We start from the raw sequence: 23,248 nt of genomic DNA on the forward strand, positions 1-23,248 counted from the left end.
CGAGAGCGTGTCGATGGCGCTCATGCTCGTCCTCGAAACACTGTCGCCGACCGAGCGTGCCGTCTTCGTGCTGCGCGAGGCCTTCGATGTCAGCTACGACGAGATCGCGGCCGCTGTCGACAAGAGCCCCGCGGCCGTCCGCCAGATCGCGCACCGCGCCCGCCAGCACGTCGAAGCCCGCCGCCCTCGCCAGGTGGTGTCCCAGAGCCAGACCCGGGCAGCTCTGGAGTCGTTCCAGCGGGCGATCGAAACCAGGGATCTCCAGGGCCTGCTTGACGTGCTCGCCCCTGAGGCCGTCCTCGTGGCCGACGGCGGCGGCGTCAAGCAGGCCGCGCTGCGGCCGGTCATCGGTGCCGAGAAGGTGGTCCGCATGTTCTTCGGTGGGCTCGGCAAGGTCGAAGGCACCCTCACCGTTGACCGCACCGTGGTCAACGGCAACCCGGCACTCCTCGTACGCCTGGACGGCGAACTCGACGGCATCATGGCGATCCGAGTCGAGGACACCCGCATCTCCGGCCTCTACTACGTCCGCAACCCAAAGAAGCTGACCCGCATCGAATCCGAGACCCCACTCACCCGGCGATGAACACCGGTGCCGGAATACCCACCTCGGAATCAGGTGCAACGTGGAGCCCTCCGTTGCTCCTCAACGGTTAGGTACGGGTCCGGCCGGGACCCCTTGCGCTGCGGTCGATTCACGCCACGCACTAGCGAGCCGTCCTTCGAACAACGGCGGTCGCCTAATGGCAGGCCGCCCTCTGGCGTTCGACGGTCAGCTTCGCGACCTGGCCGTGCTCGGCGTGGGGAATGCCGTCGGGCGCAGGAATGAAGTCGACAAGCCAGTAGGTGCCTGGGCGGACGCGGACGAGCGAGAGCGCGGCACTCGAGCCACCTTGGCCGATCGTCTTCACCTGGTCTGGCGTCAACTTCTCGTTGAAGATGTCGGCTGGGACCGCTCCTGGCGGAAGCTGGAGCACGATCGTTTCGTGCGGTTCCTCTCCGACGTTACGTATGTCCAGCACGATGTTGCCGGCGGGTGCGCAGATGCGATTCTGTGAAAGTCGGAAGAAGTATTCCCCCATCTCCACGCTCACCCGCGTCGCGGGTCGAGGGATCTCCGACGGCAGGAACTCCGCCCAGTTCAGCTTGAGGTAGCCGTCGTTGTCGAGCCACCAGTACTGCCGCTCGTGGATCAGCGCGTGCCCGTACGCGACATAGTTGGCCTCCGTCGTGAAGCTGCCGTCGCTGTAGACGGTGAAGTCGCGCAGTCGCATGTCATCGATACGCATGCCGCCAAGGATGTTGGAAATCTGCGTGTAGTTTTCCTGGCCCATGTAGTAGCGGACGAAGCGCGGAGTGAACAACGCGGAGGCCTTGCGGTGATCGCCCGCGTTGATACATGCCAGAAAGTTGTCGATGCCCGCTTGGAGACGCGCGGTCTCGATCGGGTTCGCCGGACGGCCCGTTCCTACGGGAGCGGCCAACTGGTCCGGGTCGACGACGATGGGTGGCTCACTGGGTGGGACGGGAGGCGCCTCGCAGGGGCGCTTAGCCTTGGGGCGCGCTTTGTTCGCGGCCGCCCTCGTCGTCCAGTCGGCGTTGTTGCGATCCGTTGTGTTGTCGACGGTGGTCCGATCCGCCGAGATCGTTGGAGTGACGATCGGTCTTGCGTCACTCGCCGCGTTGGCGGCCGCGGCCGGCACGGTGGCTAGTAGCAGAACGCCGATGCCTGCGGCGGCCGCGAGAGATCCCTTGCGCACAGGAGATCCTTCCGTTGTGGGACGTCTTATAGGTAGACGTTCTACATATCGCCGTCAGCATCGGTCAATCAGGGGAGCTACCTAAGGGTGTCGACTAATCGGCGCTGCCATCCGCTGTCGGAGGCCGCGGCTGCCTCGACCACGCGACGATAAGTTCCCTGCACTTCATGCGTAAAGCGTTCACCTGCCGGGATCTTCAGCGCTTCGCCAACAGGCTGTTGTCGTAGACTGTGTAGTCAGCCCGGTAGACGAACAAGTACTTGCCGTCCACCCGGAACCAGGTCGACTTGGGGACCTCAGTGGCGAGCACCTCCACCTGGTTGCCCGCATAAACAGCGATCGGGTGACCGTCCTGTGACCGGATCATGATCGTGCGGGCCTTCCCGGCCCACCGCTGGCCGTGCCGGTAGAAGAAGTCGTTCAGCCACGGGGTGCCAGGCTTCGGGTCGTCGATCGCGAGGGTCGTAGCGCCGCCGGCCACCGCGGTCAGCCCGTCCTGGGCGAGAATCAGGGTCGACCCTACGTGGCTGATGTGGGCGCCGCCGACGCTGATCAGCAACACGTCGCCCTTCTCGGTGGTGCCGTCGGCCCCGCTCTCGTCGAATTTGGTGTCACGGGTCACCCGGAATGAGGTGCCGCGCACCTTGTCGACCAGCGCACCGGCCTGATCGTAGGTGGTCAGTGTGGCGGGGACGCCGTTCCACGCCCGGTTGAACGACTCGAACTTCGCACCCAACGCGGCGCAGCCGGACAAGAGAGCCAGTACGACGAGTGAGGCGACCACTACGGCGGCGCTACGGATACGAAGCATCGTAAGAGTTCCTCCAGGGTTGGGTCCTCTCAAGTTCCCTCATACAGCACTCTGCCAGAGGCGTGCGACAAGCCGGGTACGCAGCACCTTGCTGCGAATGGGGGAGGGGACTGCTGGGCTGAGGAGCTGGTTGCGGCGCTGGACCCCTGCAACCAGCTCCCCGCCCCGGGCAAGGCCGGTCAACGCCGGTCGACGGCTGTCGCCGCCCGGCGAGTCGGGCCTGTAACGGCGACTACCCGGCGAGGTCGTGGTGTGCTTGCGGGTCGAACCCCTCGGGGGCTCGGTCCAAGAACGTCACTACCTCGCGGATCCGCCCGTCCTGCTCGAGCGTCAGGACGTCTGTCCCCGCGGCGAAGGCATCCTCGCCTCCGGTTCGAATCTCCCAGTGCAAACGGAGGCGGTCGTGGTGACTCTGCGGCTCGCCGACGACTGCGAAGGTGAACGCCGGCAGGTGCTCTTCGAACTGTCTGCGGAATCCGATCAGCGGTGCCGAGCCGGTGAACTCGCCGATCGGCGCGAGGTAGCGAATGTCGGCAACGAACGTCTGATCAGCGAGCGGCTGGGCCTTCTCGGCTGGAGAGTTCCAGAATCGCTCATACTGCTCGATAATCCGCGAAGCGGACAAGGCTGTGCTGTTCTCGGTCATGACGACCCCTTCCGATTTGGTGCGGCGACCTGCCGCTCCAGCCGAGTCTTGGCGGGGAGACGTGACAAGGCGATTCCCTGGGAGGTAATTGCGACGCTCCGGCCGGCGGTCCAGGCTGGTCGCATGTCGACCATCTCCTCCGAACCCGTTGGTGAGCTGGTGCGGCGCTGGCGAACACGGCGCCGTCGATCTCAGCTCGATGTTTCGGCCGCAGCAGCGATGTCGACGCGCCACCTCAGCTTCATTGAGACCGGGCGGGCAACGCCGAGTCGGACGATGATCGAGCGGCTGTGCGACGAGCTGGAGGTGCCACTGCGCGAGCGCAACGCGTTCTACCTGGCGGCCGGGTATGCGCCGGTGCATCCCGAGCGGTCGTTCGAGGACCTCGGTCCCGCGTTGGATGCCATCCGGGCGGTGCTTGGCGGTTTGGAGCCGAACCCGTCGGTCGCAGTGAACGTACGCTGGGAGGTCCTTGCTGCCAACCGAGCGATGCAGGTCTTCCTTGACCAAGTGCCGGCGGGACTGCGGACCGAGCCGATGAACATACTGCGGGCCACCCTCCATCCGGATGGGCTGGCCCAACAGATTGTCGACCTTGGACGGTGGCGGCAGGAGGTACTCGGCCGGGTTCGCCGCCAGCTCGCCCGGACGGCTGCTCGCGGCCTGGCAGACCTGCTGACCGAGCTGGAGAGCTATCCCGTGCCGCAGACGCCCGCAACGGCGCCTACGCCCGGGGCCGATCTGGCGATCCCGCTGCGGCTGGCCACCCCATCTGGCGAGCTGGCCATGCTCTACACCACCACGGTGTTCGGCTCAGCGCAGGATGTCACCCTCAGTGAGATCGCGATCGAGACCTTCTTTCCTGCCGACCAGCGCACCGCCGCAGCGCTTCAGGCACTTGTCGACCCCACGACCCACAGCTGAGCCGCACAACCAATGATCGCGTCGGCTGATGGTTGGTTATCCGGGCCGGTTGGCGGGCCGGCGTGAACGGAACTTCAAGCGGTACTGCTGGGCCGAGAGCCCGACTTCGCGGCGGAAGAGCTGGCGCAGGTCAGCGTTCTTGGGCTCAGGTGTGGAGGGAGCGGACGGTGGTGTGGTCCCGATCGGTCGGCGCGTTCGAGGTGGTACCGCTGATCGACGCCTCGGGGCCGTTCTTCCTCGACCGGGGCCAGGCGTTCCCCGAGGCGACGCCCGGCGACTGGCACCTCGCCCGGCGCGTTGACCCTGACGCGTTCGGGCCCGGGCAGACCTGGCGGCTGGACTTCCGCTGTTTCCTTGTCCACGGCCCACGGGACCGTTTGATGCTCGTCGACACCGGGGTGGGGCCGGCCGACAGCCCGGCCTCCGGATGGGCGCCGACCCCGGGCCACCTCCCGTCCGAAGTACGCCAGGCCGGCATCGACGAGGCGGACGTCGACATCGTCGTGCTGACCCATCTCCACGAGGACCACTACGGCTGGTCCGTCGGGCCAGACGGCGTACCCATGTTTCCCAACGCTCGGTACGTCATCCAGCGCAGCGAGGTCGGCGCGCTGGCGGCTGGCGACCCGGCCTGCGAGCGGCTTCTGGAGACAGCGCGTCGCAGGCCCACCGTGCTGGCCACCGCACACCTGCGCCAGGCATGGACAGCGGTCCCATGACGGCAACCGCCCAGTGCGCCCGCGACTCGGCTAGTCGCTACTGTTCGTCAACCGTTTCCGTCGGGAGGCTGCAGCGGCAGGGCACAGTTCATAAGGCTCACCAGAGTGGGCCCCGGCTTTGTCGGCAGGCCAGAGAAATGTAGGTCAGGAGTGATGGTGACAAAGCGGAAGCTCGTAGCTGGTGTGTTGGCCGCCACGATGCTCGTCGGCGTGGCGGCCGGCTACCTGGCACTCCGGCCAACACTTCCAGGAGGCGCCATCGAGAACGGCATGGACGGCGTCTTCCTAAGCATGCCGGTGATGTTCGGAGACCGCGTCTACGCTGAGGGCCCTACCTTCAGGAACGTGTCGCACCGTCCGATCACAATTGAGTCAGTGAGTGCGCTCGAAAACCCTGAGGGCGTTGAGCTGGTCGATGTCCGCGTCTACCAGACCAAGGACTTTCCGGATGAGGCGCCTCCCGCCGCATGGTCATCGTCCGACGAATCGCTTGCCGATAGCGACCCAGCCGAACGGCCGTCCCACTCGGTGGTCGGTAGCACTATCGCTCCCGGAGAACAGCTTGCCTCCGGCTCTGGGAAGCTGATCCTGGTTGAGTTTCGGACGGTAAAGCCGGGCATCTGGCGATGGCCAGGAGTACAGGTCAAGTACAAGCAAGACGGCTTGGTTTACAAAGTGGGGGTTGGACCGACCTACGAACTCATGATCGCCAGAAATCCGGTCGAGTGGGAGAGGTTCGCAACTGACCCACGAGAACCATAAGGCGTTCATCGCGAGCAAACTGGCAGGGGCGGGCACGTGGATCATGCGGCGGTCCGCGACTAGTGGCACATCGAACGGAGCCGATAATCGCGGGCGCGATCAACGTCGAGCTGAAGTCGGCCACTACGGTCGGCGACGGCAGCATCACGATTGACATCTCTAGGTGTGGGTGGGGCGTTGGTTGATGTCGATCCAGGGTAGGGGTATGTATTCGGGTCTGCCGTTTGGTCCCATGCGGACTTGCCAGTCGCTGTTGTGGATGACTTTGTGGTGCGCCCCGCACAGCAGCACACCATTGTTGAGATCGGTTCGGCCTCCGTCTGCCCAGTGAACGAGATGATGTGCATCGCACCATTTGGCGGGGCGGTCACATCAGGGGAAGTTGCATTCCATGCCGTCGCGGATGCCTAGTGCGTGGCGTTGGGCGGCGGGGAAGAAGCGGGTCGTACGACCCAGGTCGAGTACTTGGCCTTTGCCGTCGAGAACGGCGGGGATGACGTCGGCGTCGCAGGCCAGGAGTCTGGCGGTTTCGGCTGAGATTTGTTCGCCGCTGTCCAGTCGCGTAGCCGATTCCGGTGACGAGTTGGGCCAGTGTCATGGTGATGATGATCTGCGGCTTGGTCCCGCCACGCGTGGGTGCCTCGCCAGCAGCAAGCGCGAGATCGAGCAACTCTACGAACGCGTCACCCAGCCGCCTCGATGCGGTGCGGGTGTCGGGTCCGTTCGCGTCCGTCTTTTGGGGCCTGGCCAGCGGGTCGAGGAGTGCTTTGAGCCGGGCCATTTCGTCAACGGGCAGTTGGACGCGTGCGGACTGCAAACCTGGGCCGGAGTGGGAGAAGGTGATGGATCGCTTCTGCTCGGCGCGTTTGCGTTCCCGCTCGAGTTGCTCGCCGAGCCGCCGTTCGGCGTCTTCGGGGTCGATCGTTTCGTAGAGGTGGATGCCCAGCTGTCGTAGCTCTTTCGGGTCGTGCTGGGTCGCCAACTCCAGCAGACGCGTCTCACCTTCGCGTTTCTGGTCGTCGCTGATGTCCTTGGGGAGCAGGCTGATCGACTCGCGGATGATCTTGGCGTGCAGCGCCGAGATCCTGCCCGCGGCGAGTGCTTGGCCGGTGGCTTGGAGGTTGGTCTCCAGCGCTTTGGCGAGTTTCACGTCCGCCCCTATCGCGCCGGGGTGAAGGTGCAGCTTGTGCCGCAGCCACGCCGCCGTCGACGTCGCACCAGCCTGCGAGGCAAGCTCTCACGTATCAGCATCATGGATAAACCGCAGCCGCAAGGCCTCAGCCATAGCGACGATCTGGTGTGCCTGCTCCAGACCATCAGAAGAATCGGCGTCCGTACACACCAGACAGGGGATTCCAACGCCTGAGCAAGCCCGCCCTGGACCATGTCCAGCAATCCGCGCAGCGGCAGCGTGGGCGGGGCGCCAGTCGTGACATCCATAGGTAGAACGCTATCGGCAACCGCCGACACAACCCCGACCGAAAGAGCCCATTCGCAGGCTCCCCGGAATGTAATTTTGGGTAGCTGTGAATCGCTTTCCGTAACCCATCGCGAAGGTTCACTAAATGGTCCGCGTTCCCCTTGAATAGACCGCTCGGGTTGACTGATACCCATACCAATAACCGGAGAGGCAGTGGAAACTTTTCCGGGTCAGGACACGGAAAAGTCTCCACTGTTTCGCTGGATATGCCTGCGGCTCCGGCGAGCCGGTCCGGTAAGCAACCCACCCACCACATCTCGCGCGGTCCGCCGCGTCTGCGGCCGCGCGAACCAGCGACCAACCCGACACATCAGCGCGTCCATTTCCCTCTCCCACCCGCCAACCTCTACGCCGTGCGCCGAACATCACGTACCAACACTTCACGCCCCAAAGCCCTTACCCACAAGGGGACTAGCCGAGATAGCGGTCTACGGCTGTAGCACTAGGTCGAAAGGTCGCTACGCCCCGCTGTGAGTGGTTGGGCATGGTTCCAGTTCATGCGGGACCAGGGGAGAGCGATGTCGCTCGGTGTGGTTGCTCTATGAGGAGCGAGCTCTTCGATAGGTGCGGCTTGGTGGTGGCGGGCGAAAACTGAGTCCACATAACGGTGGCCGGTGTCGGCGGCGATGAACACGACGGTCCGCTGCTGGGTGTGGTTGCGTTCCCAGCGGGCGGTGAGGTAGGCGGCTCCGGTGGAGAGTCCGGCGAAGATGGCATGCCTACGGAGCAGGTCGATGCTGCCCGCGAGGGCGACGTCGAAGGCGATCCAGTGGATCGTGTCGTAGAGGGCGTGGTTGACATTTGCGAAGGGGATGGAGCTGCCGATGCCGGCGATGATGATGTCGGGATCGGAGACCTGTTCGCTGCCGAAGGTGATGCTGCCGAATGGTTGGACGCCGACGAGTTCGACTCCGGGTGAGTGTTCCCTCAGGTATCTCGTGAGGGCTCCGGTGGAGGCGCCGGATCCGACTCCACCGACGATCGTGAGTTGGTCGGTGTCGATTTCCTTGCGGATCTGTTCGGCGATGACTTGATAACCGAGGTAGTGAATATCGTCGTGGTATTGGCGCATCCAGTGGTAGTCCGGGTGTTGGCGGAGGATTTCCTGGATGCGTTCGACACGCCGTTTCTGGTCGAGCTTAAGGTTGCTGCTCGGAGGCACCTGTTCGAGATGCGCGCCGAGTACGGCTAGTTGAGCGCGGAGAGTGTCGTCGATGGTGGTCGAGCCGACGATGTGGCAGCGCATGCCGTAGCGATGGCAGGCCAGGGCGAGGGCGTAGATTCCGCTGGAGCTGTCCAGCAACGTCCCGCCCGGCTTGATGATGTCCTTGTCAAGGAGAGTCCGTACGGCTGATAGGGCGGAGACAACCTTCATGGTCTCGAAGCGCAGGCAGACGAGGCTGTCATCGAGGCGGATAAGGTCCGGTCGGCCGATCGAGTCCGCAATGTGTTCGTCCATGCACCCAACTCCTCGCTCATGAGGGGGTCGTAAAGGTTCGGGTGACGGGGATGCCGTTACTGTCGAGCGCCCGTACGCAGTGATGCACTCGGCGTTCGATCCCGGATTCGGAGCGGGCGAAGAGGATTCCGGCTACGTTGCCGCTGTGTGCGATCTGCAGGCCCGCCGCGCCGGTGGATTCCGCGATGCCGGTGAGGGTGTCGAATTCCTCATGATGCAGGACTCGTTGGGCGCGGCGCGCGCTCTCTGTGCTGACCCTGCCCAGCAGCAGGGGATCGGCCTCGCGAATAGCCCGGCGGAGGAGGATGCGAAGCCGCTCGTACGCCTGGACGTCCTCCTCGCTGTACTGCGGTGCGGGGTAAGGACAACGTGTCCACGGGTCTGCCGCCACCGAGGACACAGCCCACCACGACAGCTGGCGGCAGTGGGTTGTCAAGGACTTCGAGGACCCGGCCTTCCCGTTGGGCGAACAGCAGTGGCCGGCTGCCGAGCATCAACGGGTCGGACGCCCTCTCGGCGTACACCGCCAGTTTTGCGATCGTGGCCGGAGACAGCGCACGGGTGAAGGCATCAGCGACGGCACGGATCGTGGCGATGACGTCGCTGCTGGAAGAGCCCATGCCCAGCCCTACGGGAATGTCGCTGCGGAGCCGCAACTCGCCTCCACAGGGCGGATCCGTACGCCTTGACACGCACTCGCGGATAGCGAGGGTGGCGGCCCGCTGTGCTTTCGTACGGTCGGGCGGGGTCACCGATACGTCCTCTGGTGGAGTGCCTGGTCGGCGTACGAACTCCGCGTGTGTGCCCAGGCCCGTCATCGGCAGGGTGACCAGCCCGGCACAGCGCCGCCCGCGGGAGTCGAGGAAGATCCCTTGCAGGATCTCGCCGTGGTGGCAGGGGGCGTACCCGAAGCCGGTGCTGACAGTCGTAGTCCACTGGGAGGCGACCCTCTTGGCCTGTGCGGTCACGTGCCGCCCAGCGTGCGGTATCGATAAAGCGTGGTGGGTTCCGCGCTGAACTGCGAGAAAGGGAAGGGTTCCGCGCACACGGCGGTCACACCCGCGCCGAGAAAGGCCCGCGCGACTGCGCTGCCGGTCTGCGCGTAGATGACCAGCGGAACGTCGCGCGCGCGGCAGCGAGACAGGATCGTGTCGAACGTACCGTTGCTGAGCGTCATTCCCGTGGCGACCACGGCGTCCGCGGCCTCGAGCACCTCGCTCATGTCGTCGGTGACCGCGTCGCCCCACTGGGTCCTTCGCAGGTTGAAGTCGCACGGCAGCGGGTCTCCGCCACGTTCGCGGATCGCGGCAACGAGGGGGTTGACGACGCCGATCAGGGCGACCTTCGCGCCGCCGGCGATGTCCAGCAGACCGGCGATGGCCGCGTCACGCGCCTTTGCCCGGATCTCGGGAGCGCCGGCCGGCAGCCTCACCGGCTCGGCTTCGGGCGCTGTCCTGTGGGGGAGCGCATGAGCGAGGTACGCGTCGAGGGCGGCGATCCGGACCGGCAGGGGTGCCTCCCGTAGGGGTTTGGCGAGCGGACTACCTGAGGCGTCGCGGCAGATGTCCGGTGCGATCTCTCCCGATTCGAAGGCACAGGCGCCGAAGACGTCGCCCAGCCGTACCAGGACGTACTGGTTGAGGTAGGTGGTGTCGCCGCCCGAGAGCCGAGTGCCGTGGTGGATCCAGAACACGCTGGTGGCCACGAGGTGGGACGGATCCGGGCCCTTCTGCCGCGCGAGAACGGCGGTCAGCAGTTCGTCGACGGTCTGTGGATGGGCGGATGCGGCCGCCTGGTTGGCAACACCTGGCCGATTGGTCATGCCTGGCCTCCACGGGTGAGCCGGAACAGGAAGGTCAGGACGCCGTCCTGCCAGTCATGCAGGTAGTTGATCTCCGGGATGAATCCCTGACCCAAGGCGTCCCGGATGATGGCGCGCAGGTCGGCGGTATTGGAGACGATGAGGAACACCTCACCATCGGGGGCCAGCAGGTTTCGGTCATTGATCTGCGCGAAGAATCTCGCCAGCAGGGATGCCCCCACGCAGACGTTGCGTACGACGGCGGGGTCGTCGCTGACTATCTGGCTGACCGCGGGTGGGTTGAAGGTGATGACGTCCAACCGCACCCCGTCGGGTAGGCCGCCGAAGAGGTCGCCCACCACGGGGATGAGCGACGTTTCCGGGTGTTCGCCGACAAGACGCTCATAGTGCCGGATGGTCGCGGCCACGCTCCCGGGGTGGACGTCGATCGCGTAGATCTCCCTGGCACCGCGTACCCCTGCGGCCACGGCTTCGACGCCCACACCGACTCCCATGGCGGCGTACCGGCGGCCGCGGACCTCGATCCGGCCGTCGAGAAGCCGGTCGTGGATCATACGGCTGGTCCAACCCGGCATGAACACACCTGGCGGTGTTTCGAAGGTCCAGCCGTTCCATTCGTGGTGGCGGGTGGTGTGCAGGTCGGCCTTCGGCTGGTTGAGCTCGATGATCTGCTCAGGCGGCAGAGGAGGGGGAAGCTGTGCGAGTAGGGCGGGTCCGGTTGCTGTCCGGTCCACGAAGACTCCTCCTCTGGTAGGGGCTTGTGGTGCGACACCCTGGTAGGCGACTGTGAGGTTGCCCAGGCTGTCCAGGCCGACCTCGGCGTCGACCTCGAAGACCTCTGCCAGCCGTTCCGGGGTCAGAACGTCCTTGGGCGCCCCGGCGGCGACCAGCCGACCGTTGTGCATCAGCGCCAGCCGGTCGCAGAAGCGGGCGGCCAACGACAGGTCGTGCAAGGCGACCAGCACCGTCTGGTCGGTGGCGGCCAGGAGTTCCATCAACTCCAGTTGGTGCCTGACGTCGAGGTGGTTGGTCGGTTCGTCGAGCAGGAGGCACCGGGGTTGTTGGGCCAGGGCGCGTGCGATGTGAGCACGCTGACGTTCTCCGCCCGACAGTGACTTCCATGACCGCGTGGCCAACTCGGTAAGGCCTGACTGGGCGAGCGCGGCAGCGACGACGGCATGATCGGTGGCGTTGGGGCCGCGCCATCGGTCTCGAAACGGGGTCCGACCAAGGCCAACCACCTCGGCGACCCGAAGGTCACTGTTGCTGTCGGTGGCCTGCTCCACGAAGGCGACCAGCCGAGCGATTCGGCGCGGATCCCAGTCCCGGATCGGCTCGCCGTCGTACCGCACTGTGCCTGACACCGGTGTACGCAGACCCGCAAGGCAGCGCAGCAGTGACGACTTACCGGAGCCGTTGGGCCCGATCAGCCCGACGCTCTCACCCGAGTCGATGTCGAGGCTGACGTCGTGGACGATGGACTTGTCCCGCACCGACCAGCTCAGTCGTTCGGCGGCGATCCTCATAGCTCGCCTCGCCTACGCAGGATGAGCAGGAAGAGCGGCACACCCAGCAGCGCGGTGAACACGCCAACCGGAACTTCCTGTGGCGCGAAGGCGACCCGAGCGAGCGCGTCGGTCCACACCAGGAAGAGCGCCCCTGCCAGCGCCGAGAACGGCAGCAACGCTCGGTGCAACGGCCCCACGATGAATCGGACGCCGTGCGGCACGATCAGGCCGACGAACCCGATCGCGCCCACGGAGGCGACGGCCACCGCGGTCAGGACCGCGGTCACCACCAGCAACACCCGCCGTGTGGTCCGGACGTCGATGCCCAGCGACGAGGCTGTGTCCGTGCCGAAGGAGAAGCCGTCCAGGGCGGTCGCGTACAGCCAGACCACTGACAACCCGATCGCGGTGACGACCGCGCTGACAACCACCGTATCCCAGCGGGCCGCGCTCATTGAGCCGAGCAGCCAGTAGGTGATCGCCCGGGTGGTGTCGGCGTCACCGGAGGCCATCAGTACAAGTGAGGTCAGCGCCGAGAAGAGCTGTCCGACAACCACGCCGGTCAGGACGATCCTTGCCGAGTCGAGACCGGTCTGTCGCATCAGGGCCAGGAGCAGCCCGAACGACAGCATGGCACCGGCGAACGCCCCACCGGTGACCCCCAGCGCGCCGGCACCGACGCCGAGAACGACCACCGCGACGGCGCCGGTCGATGCGCCCGAGGACACTCCCAGCAGGTAGGGATCAGCGAGCGCGTTACGGGTCACCGCCTGGAGCACCGCGCCGCACACCGCGAGCGTGGCGCCGACCAGCGCGGCCATCAGAACCCGGGGGATCCGCAGATCCCAGATGAGCGAGTCGACCAGCGGGGGAAGCGGCTCGACGGGAAGGCCCACCCGAGTGCCCACGACCCTGAGCAGATCGGCGTACCCGACATTGGCGACACCGATTCGCACCGACGCCAACAGGGAAAGCGCGAGAGCCCCCAGACCCACGAGAAGCAGTCCTGCCCGAGAAAGTACGGAGGGGCCGGCAGCCGGACTAGCGGGCATACTTCAGGTCCTTCATTCCTTTGGTCAGCAGCCGCAGCGTGTTGACCGTGCGCACCGAGGGGTCCATCTCGATGCCGGGGACCACGATGATGCGGTTCTCGGTAACCGCTGTCAGCTTGGACACAAGCGGGTCGTCCCGCATCATCGTCAACTTCTCCTTGGCACTGTCACCCGGCGCGCCACGCTCGGACAGGTCACCGATCACGATGAAATCGGGGTCGCGGTTGGCGACTTCTTCCCAGGAAACTTCGGGCCAGGACTCTGCGACGTCGTCGAAGGCGTTCTTCGCCCCCACCAGCCGGCTCATCTCGCTCGCCATGCCGTCTCGGCCGGCGACGTACGGCAGCCCGTTGTAGACCGAGTAGAGCCATACGACAGATGGCTCGCCCTCGACGTTCTCTCTTGTCTCGGCCGCCTGCTCGATCACGGCCTGCTGCTCCCGAACGAGTTTGTTGGCGCGGGCACCGACGTCGAAGATCGTCCCGAGATTCCGGTAGTCGTCGAAGAGCAACTCGAACGGTGTCTTGTCAGGGGCGTTCTGTTGCGGGCAGTCCACCGCACTTACGTACGACGGTAGGCCGACCTTGCTCAGCTCGTCGCGGGTTCCGACCCTGTCCCGGGTGTAGAGGTCAGTGAACGACGACACCACCAGGTCCGGTGCGGCCGCGCGTAACTGCTCACCAGTAATGACTTTGGAGCTGAGCACTGGAACCTTGGCGTACGCGTCCTGGAATTCCTTTCCCACCTTGGTCTTGAGGTTCGACGTGCCGGCCAGCTGGCCGCCGAGTCCGAGCGCCAGCAGGGTTTCGGTCGAAGACTGGTCCAGGGTGACGGCTCGGCTCGGCACCTCGTCGAATGACAACGTCCGCCCGCAACTCGTCACGGTCGCCTTCTGCACCGTTGCCTGGTCTGCGCCAGCAGAGTCCTCCCCGATAGGTGTTGAGCAGCCGACAGCCGCGATCACCATGGCCAAGGCGGCACCGAGTCGGGCAGGTTGACGCATGAATCCTCCGATAGGGGAGAAGTACTGGTGGTGAGGCATGCCGCACCCGTCGGGTGCGCGCCGTTCGATACTGTAACGACAACCATTGCCATTAAGCTAGTGCCTGAGGCGTCCAGGCATGGTCACGCGGTTTCATGCCGCCGTGTCCAAACGGTGAACGACAGGAGTGTCAGCGTGCCAACCCCAACCGCACCGGCTGCCAGCGTGGTGGCCGATCCTCCCGCCAGGCGTTCCATCCTGCTGGACAAGGCGTTTCTGCGGCTCTGGTTGGGGTCGACGTCCTCGGGCCTGGCTACCTGGGCGCTCCCGTTCGTGCTCGGGCTCGCGGTGTTTGATCGCACCCTCACGGCAACGAGCCTCGGCGTGCTTCTGGCCGCCCGCACGGCGGGGTTCCTCGCGGCGGTGCCCATCAGCGGAGTCCTCGCCGACCGCTACTCCCGCCGCCGCGTCGTGTTGTGGTCCGGTCTGATGGCCGCGGCGGCGGCGCCGTTACTCGCCGTAGGACTTGGCCGATCGCTTCCCCTGATGGTCGCTGCGGCCGCTCTCGCCGGTGCCGGGCAGGGCGCCTGCCGGCCGGCGTTCCAGGCACTGACCGCTGAGATCGTCGATGCGGACAACAGGCAGCAGGCGAACGCCGCCATGACGCTGGCGGTCAGGAGCACCACGCTGGCAGGGCCCGCGCTGACCGCACTGCTGGCCGTTGTCTTCGACATCTCGGCACTGCTCCTGGGTGTCGGCGCGCTCTGGCTCGTCGCAGCGCTGGTGCCCGGCCTTGGCACCGCGAGCGTGCACCTCACCGAACGCCGCCGATCCTCGTTCGTCGCGGAGTTCAGCGAGGGGATACGCGAAGCACGCAGGCATCCCTGGTTCGTGGCCGGACTCGCCGCCCTGACCGCTGTCATCGCCGCCGGCTACTCCGCCACCGGTGTCGCTCTTCCGATGGTGAGCCGCGACCGGTACGGCACCGAGATGGTGCTCGCTGGTGCGATGACCGGCTACACCATCGGTGCACTGGTTGGCGCCCTGCTCATCGCGCGCTGGCGCCCGCGCTTCCCGGGCTGGGTCGCCCTGGCCGGGTTGGCCGTCTATGGCTTCGCGCCGCTCAGCCTGATGCTCCCAGTGGACCCTGTCGTGGTGATCGCCGCATACGTTGTTGCGGGGATCGGGATCGAACTCTTCAACGTGCCCTGGTTTACCGCGACCCAGCGCGAGGTCGCACCGGACAAGCTCGCTCGCATCTCCTCGCTGGACTTCCTGTTGTCCTACGGCCTCGCCCCGGTCGGCCTTGCGCTCATCGCTCCAGCCATCAACACCTTCGGAACACAGGCCGTCCTCGCCACCTGCGCGCTGATCTGCTTCCTCGCCCCCGCTACGGCCGCACTCACCCCCAGCGCCCGCCACTTCTCCCGCCAGCCGGAAGAGCGCACCGTGGAACGCCACGCAGAAGCCGACTAGCACGCCGGTCGTTCGCTAGTGTGCCTCGCATGCATCGAAGCCGCGTCTACGCCGTTCTGATCGATACGCCTGAGGCAGATGCCGCCCGAGCAACGGCCTTCTGGTCCGCGGCTCTCGGCGTCGCTTCGCGTTCGAACTCGTCGGAACCGCAGTTCATCGAACTGCCCGAGGGCATTCCTGGTGTGGTGACCGCGATCCAAGCGGTCAACGACTCTCCTCGTTTCCACCTTGACATCGAAACTGACGACGTTGAGGCCGAGACCGCACGCTTGCTTGCCTTGGGGGCAACGCAGGAAGCGCAATGGCAGGAATGCCGGGTCCTCCGCGTTCCTGGAGGCCACCTGATCTGTGTATTACCCGTTGAGAGCGACCCGGATCTCTTCGAGGCGCAGGCAAACACCTGGCCGTAAGAACGTTTCGCACGGGGCACCCTCGGCCCGTGTGGCTGAGGGTACCCCGACTCGTGTTGTCAGTGTTGGGATCATTCAGACGGGAATATCGTCCGGATGAGTGGCCGCGAGTTCGTGGTGGGAGAGGGCGAAGGTCAGGCCTGGTCGAGGCGCTCCATCTGGTCCGGCGTCAGCGTCAGCTCAGTCGATCCGATTGATTCCTTCAACTGGGTCAGGGAACTCGCGCTGAACAGCGGGAGGACCGACGGCGAGCTGGCCCGCATCCAGGCGAGCACGACCTGATTCTTTGTCGCGCCCAGCTCGTCCGCAACGGCGCGAAGGGCCGCGAGTCGCGCGGGTGTCCCGCGGTGGTCGAACATCGGATCGATCTGCTTGTCCGCGCGGTCGCTGTACGCACGGCCGCCCATCAGCGGGGAGTACGCGATCAACGTGAGGTCCTCGTCTTCGCGTACATAGTCAAGCAGTTCGTCGCTCGCGGCCGGCATGAACGCGTCGTAGCCACCGGGGCGCGGCTGCAGGTAGGTGTGGCGTTGCTGGACGCAGACATAGGACGGCCAGGCGTTCGAGGCTGCGATCTGCCGGGCACGCTCGATCCGCCATGACGGTTCGTTGCTGACGCCGAGCGCACGAGCCTTGCCGGACTCCGCAACGGACGCGAACGCACCGACCGTCTCTTCGACTGGGACCGACCGATCCTCGTGATGCGAGTAATAGAGGTCGACGTACTCCAGGCCCATTCGTCGCAGGCTGACCTCGATCTGCGAGGTCACCACCCGGGCTGAGAGCCCCTCATTGTTGGCCGGCCACGAATCCCCGCGATCCGGGTCGGGCCGGGCGCCGACCTTCGTCGCGATGACGACCTGGTCGCGCCCAGCGCCGGTGTTCAGACCGCGACTCTTCAGCCAGCGCCCGAGCAGTTCTTCGCTCTCATGGCCTTGCCCGCCGTCCCAGAACTGGTAGCAGTTCGCCGTGTCGATGAACGTCCCGCCGGCATCGAGGAACGCGTCCAACAATGCGAACGACGTGTCCTCGTCCACGGTTGTCCCGAACATCATCGCACCGAGACACAACCCGCTGACCTCGATGCCACCAATAGCACGCTTGTCCATGCGCCCGACTGTACGGCCCGAATGGCCTGGCCAGACCGCCAATCCGATCCAAGAATTCCAGGCCAATTCGCGGAGCGATGCGTGCGTTCGTCGGCGGTACCTGAGAGCATTCGGGTTATGAACCACGAGGTGATCGGTGAGGGTAGGTGAGCGTGTGGGCCCCTCGGAGTCGGCCATGGTCGCGGTCAACGGAGCCGAGTTGTATGTCGAGATACACGGAGCGGAGGATGCGCCGCCGGTGCTCTTCATCCACGGCCACGGCGGTGGTTTCCACTATGTGAAGTACCAAGCGGGGCTGCTCTCCCAAGACCTGCGGTTGATCGCGCCGGATCAGCGCGGCGTCCTGCGATCGAGCGCGCTGCCACCTGGCGGGCCGCTCGACGTACCACTGCTGCTGGCAGACTTCGAGGCCTTGCGCCAACACCTTGGCATCGACCGATGGGCGATCATCGCGCACTCCGCTGGTGGCCACTACGCGGTCGACTACGCCATCAATCACCCGGCGTCGGTCAATGCGGTCGTCTTCGACTGCCCGTGCTGGGATTTCGACGTCAGCGACCGGTACCGGCTGCCATTGTTCGGGCGCCTGTACGACGAGTTGGGTGACAGCGAGCGGGCCGAGAGATGTCGGATGCTGGCGTCGTCACCCCGGCCCCTCACCGCCGACGACCGGACATACGAACTGGCCTTCGGGCTCGGCGAACGGTTCCTGGAGCTGAGCTTCCATGATCGCCGCGACGCCCGTGCGTTCCAGCGGGTCGGCGAGCAGGCGGACTTCCCGCCAGAGCTCTGGGAACGTGGCAGCAGCCACGGCGCCCTGCTGCCCGTTCTCTATGACTCCCGGCTGAAGCGGCTCAAGGAGCTCACTCAACCCTCGTTGCTGATCCATGGTGTCGACGACCTCGCCGCGCCACCCATGGCGATAGACGCCTACCGCGCAAACGTCCCAGACGGCCGGATCGCGACCTTCCACCGATCCGGCCACTTCCCGCACGCTGAGGAGCCGGCCCGCTACGCCGAGGTGGTTCGTGCCTTCGTCACCGAACACGCTTCCTGAATCGGGCTGGTGCAATGCGCAGGCGGAGGGGGAGGGAGATGTGCGTCAGTCCGTCATCCAAGGACGGAGCTTCTCGGGGTTCCGTACGCCCCAGATGTGCTTGATCCGGTCGCCTGCGATCTCGAACGCGAGCACCCCCACGGTGACGCCGTCTTTCTGAGCCACCAGACCGGGCTGACCGTTGACCGTACGCTCCAGGAGCGTCAGGTCGGGTGCCCGCCCGGCGAGGTCGACGGCGTGCCGCGCGACCTGCTCGCGACCTTCGATCGGGCGGAGCAGAGCCCTGACCAGGCCGCCACCGTCGCTGATCAACGTGACGTCGGGGTCGAGAAGGCTGACGAGGGCGTCGATGTCCTTGGCCTCCCATGCCCGTTTGAAGTTCCTGATGAGGTCGGCGCGCTGGGCTGTCGAAGTCACGGGAGTCTGCGACGCGTCAATGCGACGGCGGGCCGACGAGGCCAGCTGGCGGCAGGCCGCCGGCGTACGGCCGACGATCTCTGCCACTTCGGCGAAGGGGTAGCGGAAGACATCGTGCAGGATGAACGCGACCCGCTCGGCCGGAGTCATCGACTCGAGCACGACGAGGAAGGCCATGCTGATCGACTCGTCGAGGGTGACCCGGTCGGCTGGGTCGACGGTAGTGCCGCCTGACTGCCCGTTGATCCACTCCGTACCATCAGGCACCGGCTCCGGGATCCACTCGCCCACGTAGCTCTCCCGCCTGACCCGTGCCGAGCCGAGCAGGTCGAGGCAGATGCGACTGGCGACCTTCGTCAGCCAGCCGCCGGGGGACTCGATGGCCTCCTGCTGCTGTCGGGACATGGCGTACCAGCGGACGTACGTCTCCTGTACGACATCCTCAGCATCGGCAAGGGAACCGAGGAGCCGGTACGCGAGATTGATCAGGCGACGTCGCTCGCTCATGATCACGCTCAGGCTCGGATCGAGCGGGCCGTCTCCTGGCTCGGATTGGGTGCTCATGGTGTCGCCGACTCCCTTGGTCGCAGCTGCCCTCAACGGTTCGACGAGATACCGCAGCGAAATGTGAGGTTGGCCCGTCGCCTCACATTCCCAGCGGTTGTGTCGTCGGACTGCTGACTCACCATCCTGCACGCGGCAGGGCGCTGTGACCCCACCAGGTCGCGGGTCGCGCGGCACCGCTGAGATCGAGAAGGGAAGACCCCGCAATGTCCACACCCACGACGACCACCCAAGACGACCTTCGGTCGCGTCTCCCCGACCCCAACCAGTTCTTCCCCGAGCTGGGTGGAGTCGCCGCGGCCATAACCAAGGCGACCCTGAACGGTTCGATTCCCCACACCACCATCCACCTGATGCAGCTGCGCGCCGGGCAGATCGTCGGCAGCACGTACCACACCGTCCGGCAAGCCGACCTCCTCCGCAAGGCCGGGGAGACAGAGGAGCGCATCACCGCCGTGGCGTCATGGCAGGACGCCCCCTACTTCACCGACGCCGAACGGGTCGCACTGGAGCTCGTGGAGGCCGTCCTCACGCCGAACCCGTTCGGTGAGCGCGTCTCCGACGAACTCTTCGCCAGGGCAGCCGCCCACTATGACGACAAGGCGATCTGGACGCTCACCCTGGTGATCGCCCAGATGCTCTTCTTCCTCCCGGTCGCTCTCATCGGCAAGCCGATCCCGGGAAAGCCCATCGGGAAGAACTACAACAAGTAACGCAGGCTCAGGGTGAGGACACGCAAACCGTGCCTCCTGAGCGCGGCCAGCGAGGCTGGCGCGTCACCTCACATTCCGAAGGTTTGTCTCGTCGTATTGCTGAGACGAACATCTACCGCACAGGGAGACCTCTCGATGAACGTGTTCTTGTGGATCGTGCAGGCGTTCCTGGCCGCCTCGTTCACCGTGTCCGGCCTGATCAAAGCCACCCGGCCCAAGGACAGGCTGCGTGGCATGTTTCCGTGGGTGGAGGACTTCTCCCAGGCGACCGTACGGTTCATCGGTGTGATGGGTCTGCTCGGCGGGATCGGGATGATCCTGCCGGCCGTCACCGGCATCGCGACCGTCCTGACACCGCTCGCCGGGGTCGGGATCGCGGTCCTGATGGTCCTGGCGGCGGCCGTGCACGTCCGCCGTGAAGAGTCGTCCGCGATCATGGTCAACGCCATTTTGTTCGTGCTCGCCGCATTCGTTGCCTGGGGTCGATTCGGCCCCTACGGCTGGTGACCGCCGGAGCGGCGCACTGTCCCCACCCCGGACGGCTGGAAGTTCGCAGAGCGCGTCTACGAGGTCAAGTACGTCGCGACACCACTCCGCTACCGGGCTCCGCGCCCCACGCAGCGAGGGGTGCTCGCTAGCCCGGCGATCGAGAACGGGCATGTCTCGGCCGCGGAGGTCGCGATCGGGCACCCGGGGAAGTGGCTCGACGGAGCCTGGCGACGCACTGGCCCTGGCCCCGTTGTTCACGTCTGAACGGCCGGCTGTCGGTGACCCGTGGCATCCTGCCGTGATGGGTGACGACGAGCGGCTCACCGCGAAGCAGTTCCAGCTGGCGGGCGGCGTCGAGGACTGGCGGGTGCTCGCCTTCGGGGCGAGCGCCTGGTTCGCGGCGTCGTCGCATACCGCCGGCGCGGCGCTCGTTCGCCGCGTCGCCGAACTCACCGGCAACGCGGGTCGCCTGCCGGATGTCGACCTGCGCGTTGATGGGGTTCATGTGCGGATCCGCACGCCAGGTTCTCCGGGCCTGACCCTGGCTGACGTGGCGGTCGCGCGCGCGATCTCGGCGGCTGCTCAAGACCTTGGCCTGGCTGCCGATCCGTCGGCGGTGCACACCGTGCAGCTTGCGATCGACACGCTCGACAAGCCTTCGGTGATGTCGTTCTGGCGCGCCGTGCTTGGGTACGAACGCCTGGGCGACGACGACCTCGTGGACGCGATGCGGCGGGATCCTGCGATCTGGTTCCAGCAGCAGGATCAGCCACGTCCGCTGCGCAATCGGATTCACGTCGATGTCGCTCGCCCGCATGCGCTGGCCCTCGAAGGGGTGGAGGAGGCCAAGGCGGTCGGCGGCCGTGAGGCGTATGTCGGTGAGGGCTACGGCACGCTCGCCGACGCCGAGGGGAACGAGGCGGACGTCATTCCTGACGACGAGCTGAGCGGGGGAGGGGAGACAGCCAACTGGCGGGTGTTGTTCGGCGCGATGACGTTCTACCCAGTCACCTCGCCCTTGCGGGCAGCCGAGCTGGCCGTCGTCGTGGCCGGCCTGGCCGACAACGCAGGCCTGCCGCTCCTGGTGGACGTACGCCCGGACGGCGTCACGATCGACACCGGCAAGGACCAGTGGGAGGACGAGCGGTTCGGTGACCTGGCTCGCCGGGTCCAGGCGGCGGCGCGCGGCATGGCACTGACCGCGGACCCGACTCCCCTGCGCTTCGTACAGATCGGGATCGACGCGGTCGACATCCCTGCGGTCCGGGGCTTCTGGCGGGCTGTTCTCGGGTACGAGTACGACCCTCGGCCCGAAGTCACCGACATCTACGATCCGCGCCGGCTCAATCTGCCGATCTTCTTCCAACAGATGCCGGCCTCGGAGGAGGCCCGACGCAAGCAGCGCAACCGAATCCACGTTGACGTTTTCGTCCCCGACGACCAAGCGCGAGCGCGCATCGACAAGGCCGTCGCCGCCGGGGGACGGATCGTGTACGACGACGAGGCGCCGGAGTGGTGGACCCTTGCCGACCCCGAAGGTAATGAGGTGGACATCGCCGTCTCGGTCGGGCGTGAAGAACTCTGGTTGGCCACTCAAGCAGACGCGGACTAGTCCGTGGTCGCTGGACGGCACCTAGGTTGATCAACTGGCTGAGCGTGGTTGTGTTCGCTCTCAGTGGCGACGAGCGGTGATGATCCAGGCGCGGGAGTTGAACCAGACACCGTCGTTGCTCAGGTGCGCCGAGAGCGTCTCGTGCAGACGGCCGACCGCGCGAGCCGCGGCGGCGGGGTCCAGCCGGTTCAGTACTTCGCTGGTGCAGGTGAAGCCGCGGACCCAGCGGCTACGTCTGGACCGTAGTAGACCGGTTCGTGGACGTCGGTGAAGGCGATGTCGGCGAACCCCGCGGCGCCCAGGATCTGCTTCACGGTCGGCGGGTCGCCGAGCGAGAACGGATCCGGGCCGGCGGAAGCGGTGGCTACTGGCCCCTGGGGTCCTGCGAGGGATTGGTGGATGGCGACGTCCCACTCATTGCGTTCGTGGGGCTGCCAGACCATCATCACCAGGCGTCCGGCTGGGCGCAGCGCCCGTCTGATGTTGGCGAACGCGGCGACGGGGTCGTCGAAGAACATCGTGCCGAACCTGCTGATCGCCCGGTTGAAGCGCTCGGGCGGTAAGCGGTGGACCTGTGCGTTGGCGTGCTCGAAGGTGACGTTGCGCAGCCCTTCGGTCTGGGCAAGCTTGCGGGCACGCTCGACGGCGGGTGCGGAGATGTCGACCCCGAGCGCACTGCCTGCCTGTGCTCTGCGCGCGGCCTGTCGGGTCGTCTGCCCGGACCCACATCCGATGTCGAGGACGTCGTCCTGGAGCTGGACGCCACAAGCCCGGCGTAGTACCTGGTTGTGCCGCCGCAGTTCGGCGTCGTAGCCGCTGGGGCCGGGCGCGTGTTCGCTTACAGGGGGTCGCACCGCGGTTCCTTTCGCGCCAGTCGGGTTGCCTGGGCGCTGATGCTAACCGGTGTCCACCACGATGGCACCCCGCCACTCAGCCGCCTGGAGCCGGTCAGCTCGTCGAAGACCGGCCGGAATCTGGAGCGCGTGGAGAGGCACGCCGCGATGCTAGTGATCAACGAGCAGTCCTTGCTCTGCGGCGTAGGCCTCGAGGCGGTCGGCCAGCTCGTGTGGGCGGCTCAGCGCCGGGGTGTGCCCACCGTCGATCTCGTCCGGGGGGATGCCCAGGCGCTCTTGGGCGACGCGGCGCAGAAAACCCGTGGGGAACAGGCGGTCGTCGCGACAGATCAAAACCTGCGTGGGGACGTCGGGCCAGGCCCGAAGCGGGGACGGTTCCCCCATCCGGGCCTCGGACTGGGCGCGGCCCCGCTTCAGCGCCTCGGCAGCCAGCTCCGGTGGGACATCCTGGTAGAACAGCGCGATGGCATCGTCGTAGCGGTCCCGCTCCTCCTCCTCGTATCTCGTATGGGCCCAGTAGTCTGCGGGCGCCTCTGCTGGCGCGGGGATCATGGGCGCGACCAGGACGAGAAGTTCCACCGCCACCCGGTCGCAGACAAGCGGGGCGGTGAAGCCGCCGAAA

The 23,248-nt window shown here is 66.2% G+C and carries 24 protein-coding genes and 2 pseudogenes; 10 read left to right on the forward strand and 16 right to left on the reverse strand.

Annotated features, from left to right (window positions below; translation table 11 throughout):
* Positions 1-586 (forward strand): sigma factor-like helix-turn-helix DNA-binding protein (locus tag B141_RS0135665; protein WP_020579964.1); only part of this gene is annotated, 586 nt, incomplete at its 5' end.
* A gap of 154 nt (positions 587-740) precedes the next feature.
* Here the strand turns inward: B141_RS0135665 and B141_RS0135670 are convergent.
* The 3 genes from B141_RS0135670 to B141_RS0135680 form a co-directional block, all read right to left on the reverse strand.
* Positions 741-1,760: a hypothetical protein gene (locus B141_RS0135670; RefSeq protein WP_020579965.1), complete on the reverse strand. Its 1,020-nt coding sequence runs from the start codon at positions 1,758-1,760 to the stop codon at positions 741-743.
* A gap of 196 nt (positions 1,761-1,956) precedes the next feature.
* Complete coding sequence (locus B141_RS0135675) at positions 1,957-2,571, reverse strand: DUF5052 family protein (protein ID WP_020579966.1); 615 nt, start codon at positions 2,569-2,571, stop codon at positions 1,957-1,959.
* Positions 2,572-2,803: 232 nt separating this feature from the next.
* Positions 2,804-3,217 carry a nuclear transport factor 2 family protein gene (locus B141_RS0135680; RefSeq protein ID WP_020579967.1) on the reverse strand — a complete coding sequence of 138 codons (414 nt, stop codon included), beginning with the start codon at positions 3,215-3,217 and terminating at the stop codon, positions 2,804-2,806.
* 123 nt (positions 3,218-3,340) lie between these two features.
* On the opposite strand from B141_RS0135680, the gene B141_RS0135685 reads away from it, so the two are divergent.
* The 3 genes from B141_RS0135685 (at position 3,341) to B141_RS0135695 (ending at position 5,622) form a co-directional block, all read left to right on the forward strand.
* Complete coding sequence (locus B141_RS0135685) at positions 3,341-4,141, forward strand: helix-turn-helix domain-containing protein (protein ID WP_051114286.1); 801 nt, start codon at positions 3,341-3,343, stop codon at positions 4,139-4,141.
* 167 nt (positions 4,142-4,308) lie between these two features.
* Complete coding sequence (locus B141_RS44610) at positions 4,309-4,860, forward strand: MBL fold metallo-hydrolase (RefSeq protein ID WP_020579969.1); 552 nt, start codon at positions 4,309-4,311, stop codon at positions 4,858-4,860.
* Positions 4,861-5,013: 153 nt separating this feature from the next.
* Positions 5,014-5,622, forward strand: coding sequence for a hypothetical protein (locus tag B141_RS0135695; protein WP_020579970.1), 609 nt, complete (start codon positions 5,014-5,016; stop codon positions 5,620-5,622).
* Between the two features lie 159 nt (positions 5,623-5,781).
* Here B141_RS0135695 and B141_RS51985 read toward each other — a convergent pair.
* From B141_RS51985 to B141_RS0135735, 9 genes and pseudogenes are all read right to left on the reverse strand, one after another.
* Positions 5,782-5,937: pseudogene (locus B141_RS51985) on the reverse strand (HNH endonuclease); the annotation flags it as partial.
* A 52-nt stretch (positions 5,938-5,989) separates the two neighbouring features.
* A complete protein-coding gene (locus B141_RS48365) occupies positions 5,990-6,817 on the reverse strand; it encodes a DUF222 domain-containing protein (protein WP_474775238.1) in 828 nt (275 codons plus the stop codon).
* Between the two features lie 727 nt (positions 6,818-7,544).
* Positions 7,545-8,561: a pyridoxal-phosphate dependent enzyme gene (locus B141_RS0135705; RefSeq protein WP_020579971.1), complete on the reverse strand. Its 1,017-nt coding sequence runs from the start codon at positions 8,559-8,561 to the stop codon at positions 7,545-7,547.
* A gap of 16 nt (positions 8,562-8,577) precedes the next feature.
* Complete coding sequence (locus B141_RS51990) at positions 8,578-8,961, reverse strand: hypothetical protein (protein WP_026257882.1); 384 nt, start codon at positions 8,959-8,961, stop codon at positions 8,578-8,580.
* A gap of 121 nt (positions 8,962-9,082) precedes the next feature.
* A pseudogene (locus tag B141_RS53145) lies at positions 9,083-9,379 on the reverse strand (GHMP family kinase ATP-binding protein); the annotation flags it as partial.
* A gap of 146 nt (positions 9,380-9,525) precedes the next feature.
* Positions 9,526-10,383 carry a Rossmann-like domain-containing protein gene (locus B141_RS0135715; protein ID WP_020579972.1) on the reverse strand — a complete coding sequence of 286 codons (858 nt, stop codon included), beginning with the start codon at positions 10,381-10,383 and terminating at the stop codon, positions 9,526-9,528.
* Positions 10,380-11,909, reverse strand: a complete 1,530-nt coding sequence (locus B141_RS48370; protein ID WP_020579973.1) for an ATP-binding cassette domain-containing protein — start codon at positions 11,907-11,909, stop codon at positions 10,380-10,382. The genes B141_RS0135715 and B141_RS48370 overlap by 4 nt, the downstream gene beginning before the upstream one ends.
* Positions 11,906-12,886 (reverse strand): FecCD family ABC transporter permease, encoded by a 981-nt coding sequence (locus tag B141_RS0135730; protein WP_020579974.1) that lies wholly within the window; start codon positions 12,884-12,886, stop codon positions 11,906-11,908. The genes B141_RS48370 and B141_RS0135730 overlap by 4 nt, the downstream gene beginning before the upstream one ends.
* A 46-nt stretch (positions 12,887-12,932) precedes the next feature.
* Positions 12,933-13,946, reverse strand: coding sequence for an ABC transporter substrate-binding protein (locus B141_RS0135735; RefSeq protein ID WP_026257884.1), 1,014 nt, complete (start codon positions 13,944-13,946; stop codon positions 12,933-12,935).
* A gap of 174 nt (positions 13,947-14,120) precedes the next feature.
* Here B141_RS0135735 and B141_RS44630 point away from each other — a divergent pair, with 174 nt between their 5' ends.
* A complete protein-coding gene (locus B141_RS44630; RefSeq protein WP_020579976.1) occupies positions 14,121-15,401 on the forward strand; it encodes an MFS transporter in 1,281 nt (426 codons plus the stop codon).
* A gap of 29 nt (positions 15,402-15,430) precedes the next feature.
* Positions 15,431-15,811, forward strand: coding sequence for a VOC family protein (locus tag B141_RS0135745; RefSeq protein ID WP_020579977.1), 381 nt, complete (start codon positions 15,431-15,433; stop codon positions 15,809-15,811).
* 134 nt (positions 15,812-15,945) lie between these two features.
* On the opposite strand, the gene B141_RS0135750 is transcribed toward B141_RS0135745, so the two are convergent.
* Positions 15,946-16,920 (reverse strand): aldo/keto reductase, encoded by a 975-nt coding sequence (locus B141_RS0135750; protein ID WP_026257885.1) that lies wholly within the window; start codon positions 16,918-16,920, stop codon positions 15,946-15,948.
* A 175-nt stretch (positions 16,921-17,095) separates the two neighbouring features.
* On the opposite strand from B141_RS0135750, the gene B141_RS0135755 reads away from it, so the two are divergent.
* Complete coding sequence (locus tag B141_RS0135755) at positions 17,096-17,977, forward strand: alpha/beta fold hydrolase (RefSeq protein WP_020579979.1); 882 nt, start codon at positions 17,096-17,098, stop codon at positions 17,975-17,977.
* A 45-nt stretch (positions 17,978-18,022) separates the two neighbouring features.
* Here the strand turns inward: B141_RS0135755 and sigJ are convergent, their stop codons facing one another.
* Positions 18,023-18,958: an RNA polymerase sigma factor SigJ gene (gene sigJ, locus B141_RS0135760; protein ID WP_020579980.1), complete on the reverse strand. Its 936-nt coding sequence runs from the start codon at positions 18,956-18,958 to the stop codon at positions 18,023-18,025.
* Between the two features lie 206 nt (positions 18,959-19,164).
* Between sigJ and B141_RS0135765 the strand changes: the two genes are divergently transcribed.
* From B141_RS0135765 to B141_RS44635, 3 genes are all read left to right on the forward strand, one after another.
* Positions 19,165-19,671: a carboxymuconolactone decarboxylase family protein gene (locus B141_RS0135765; protein WP_020579981.1), complete on the forward strand. Its 507-nt coding sequence runs from the start codon at positions 19,165-19,167 to the stop codon at positions 19,669-19,671.
* A gap of 135 nt (positions 19,672-19,806) precedes the next feature.
* Positions 19,807-20,178, forward strand: coding sequence for a DoxX family protein (locus B141_RS0135770; protein WP_020579982.1), 372 nt, complete (start codon positions 19,807-19,809; stop codon positions 20,176-20,178).
* A gap of 283 nt (positions 20,179-20,461) precedes the next feature.
* On the forward strand, positions 20,462-21,772 hold the full coding sequence (locus B141_RS44635; protein ID WP_157181552.1) for a VOC family protein: 1,311 nt from the start codon (positions 20,462-20,464) through the stop codon (positions 21,770-21,772).
* Between the two features lie 188 nt (positions 21,773-21,960).
* Here B141_RS44635 and B141_RS44640 read toward each other — a convergent pair whose 3' ends face one another.
* Positions 21,961-22,626 (reverse strand): class I SAM-dependent methyltransferase, encoded by a 666-nt coding sequence (locus B141_RS44640; protein ID WP_020579984.1) that lies wholly within the window; start codon positions 22,624-22,626, stop codon positions 21,961-21,963.
* 150 nt (positions 22,627-22,776) lie between these two features.
* Positions 22,777-23,248: alpha/beta hydrolase (locus tag B141_RS44645; protein WP_020579985.1), on the reverse strand; the 472-nt coding region annotated here is incomplete at its 5' end.

The sequence above is a fragment of the Actinopolymorpha alba DSM 45243 genome (genome assembly GCF_000373925.1).
Lineage (GTDB): Bacteria > Actinomycetota > Actinomycetes > Propionibacteriales > Actinopolymorphaceae > Actinopolymorpha > Actinopolymorpha alba.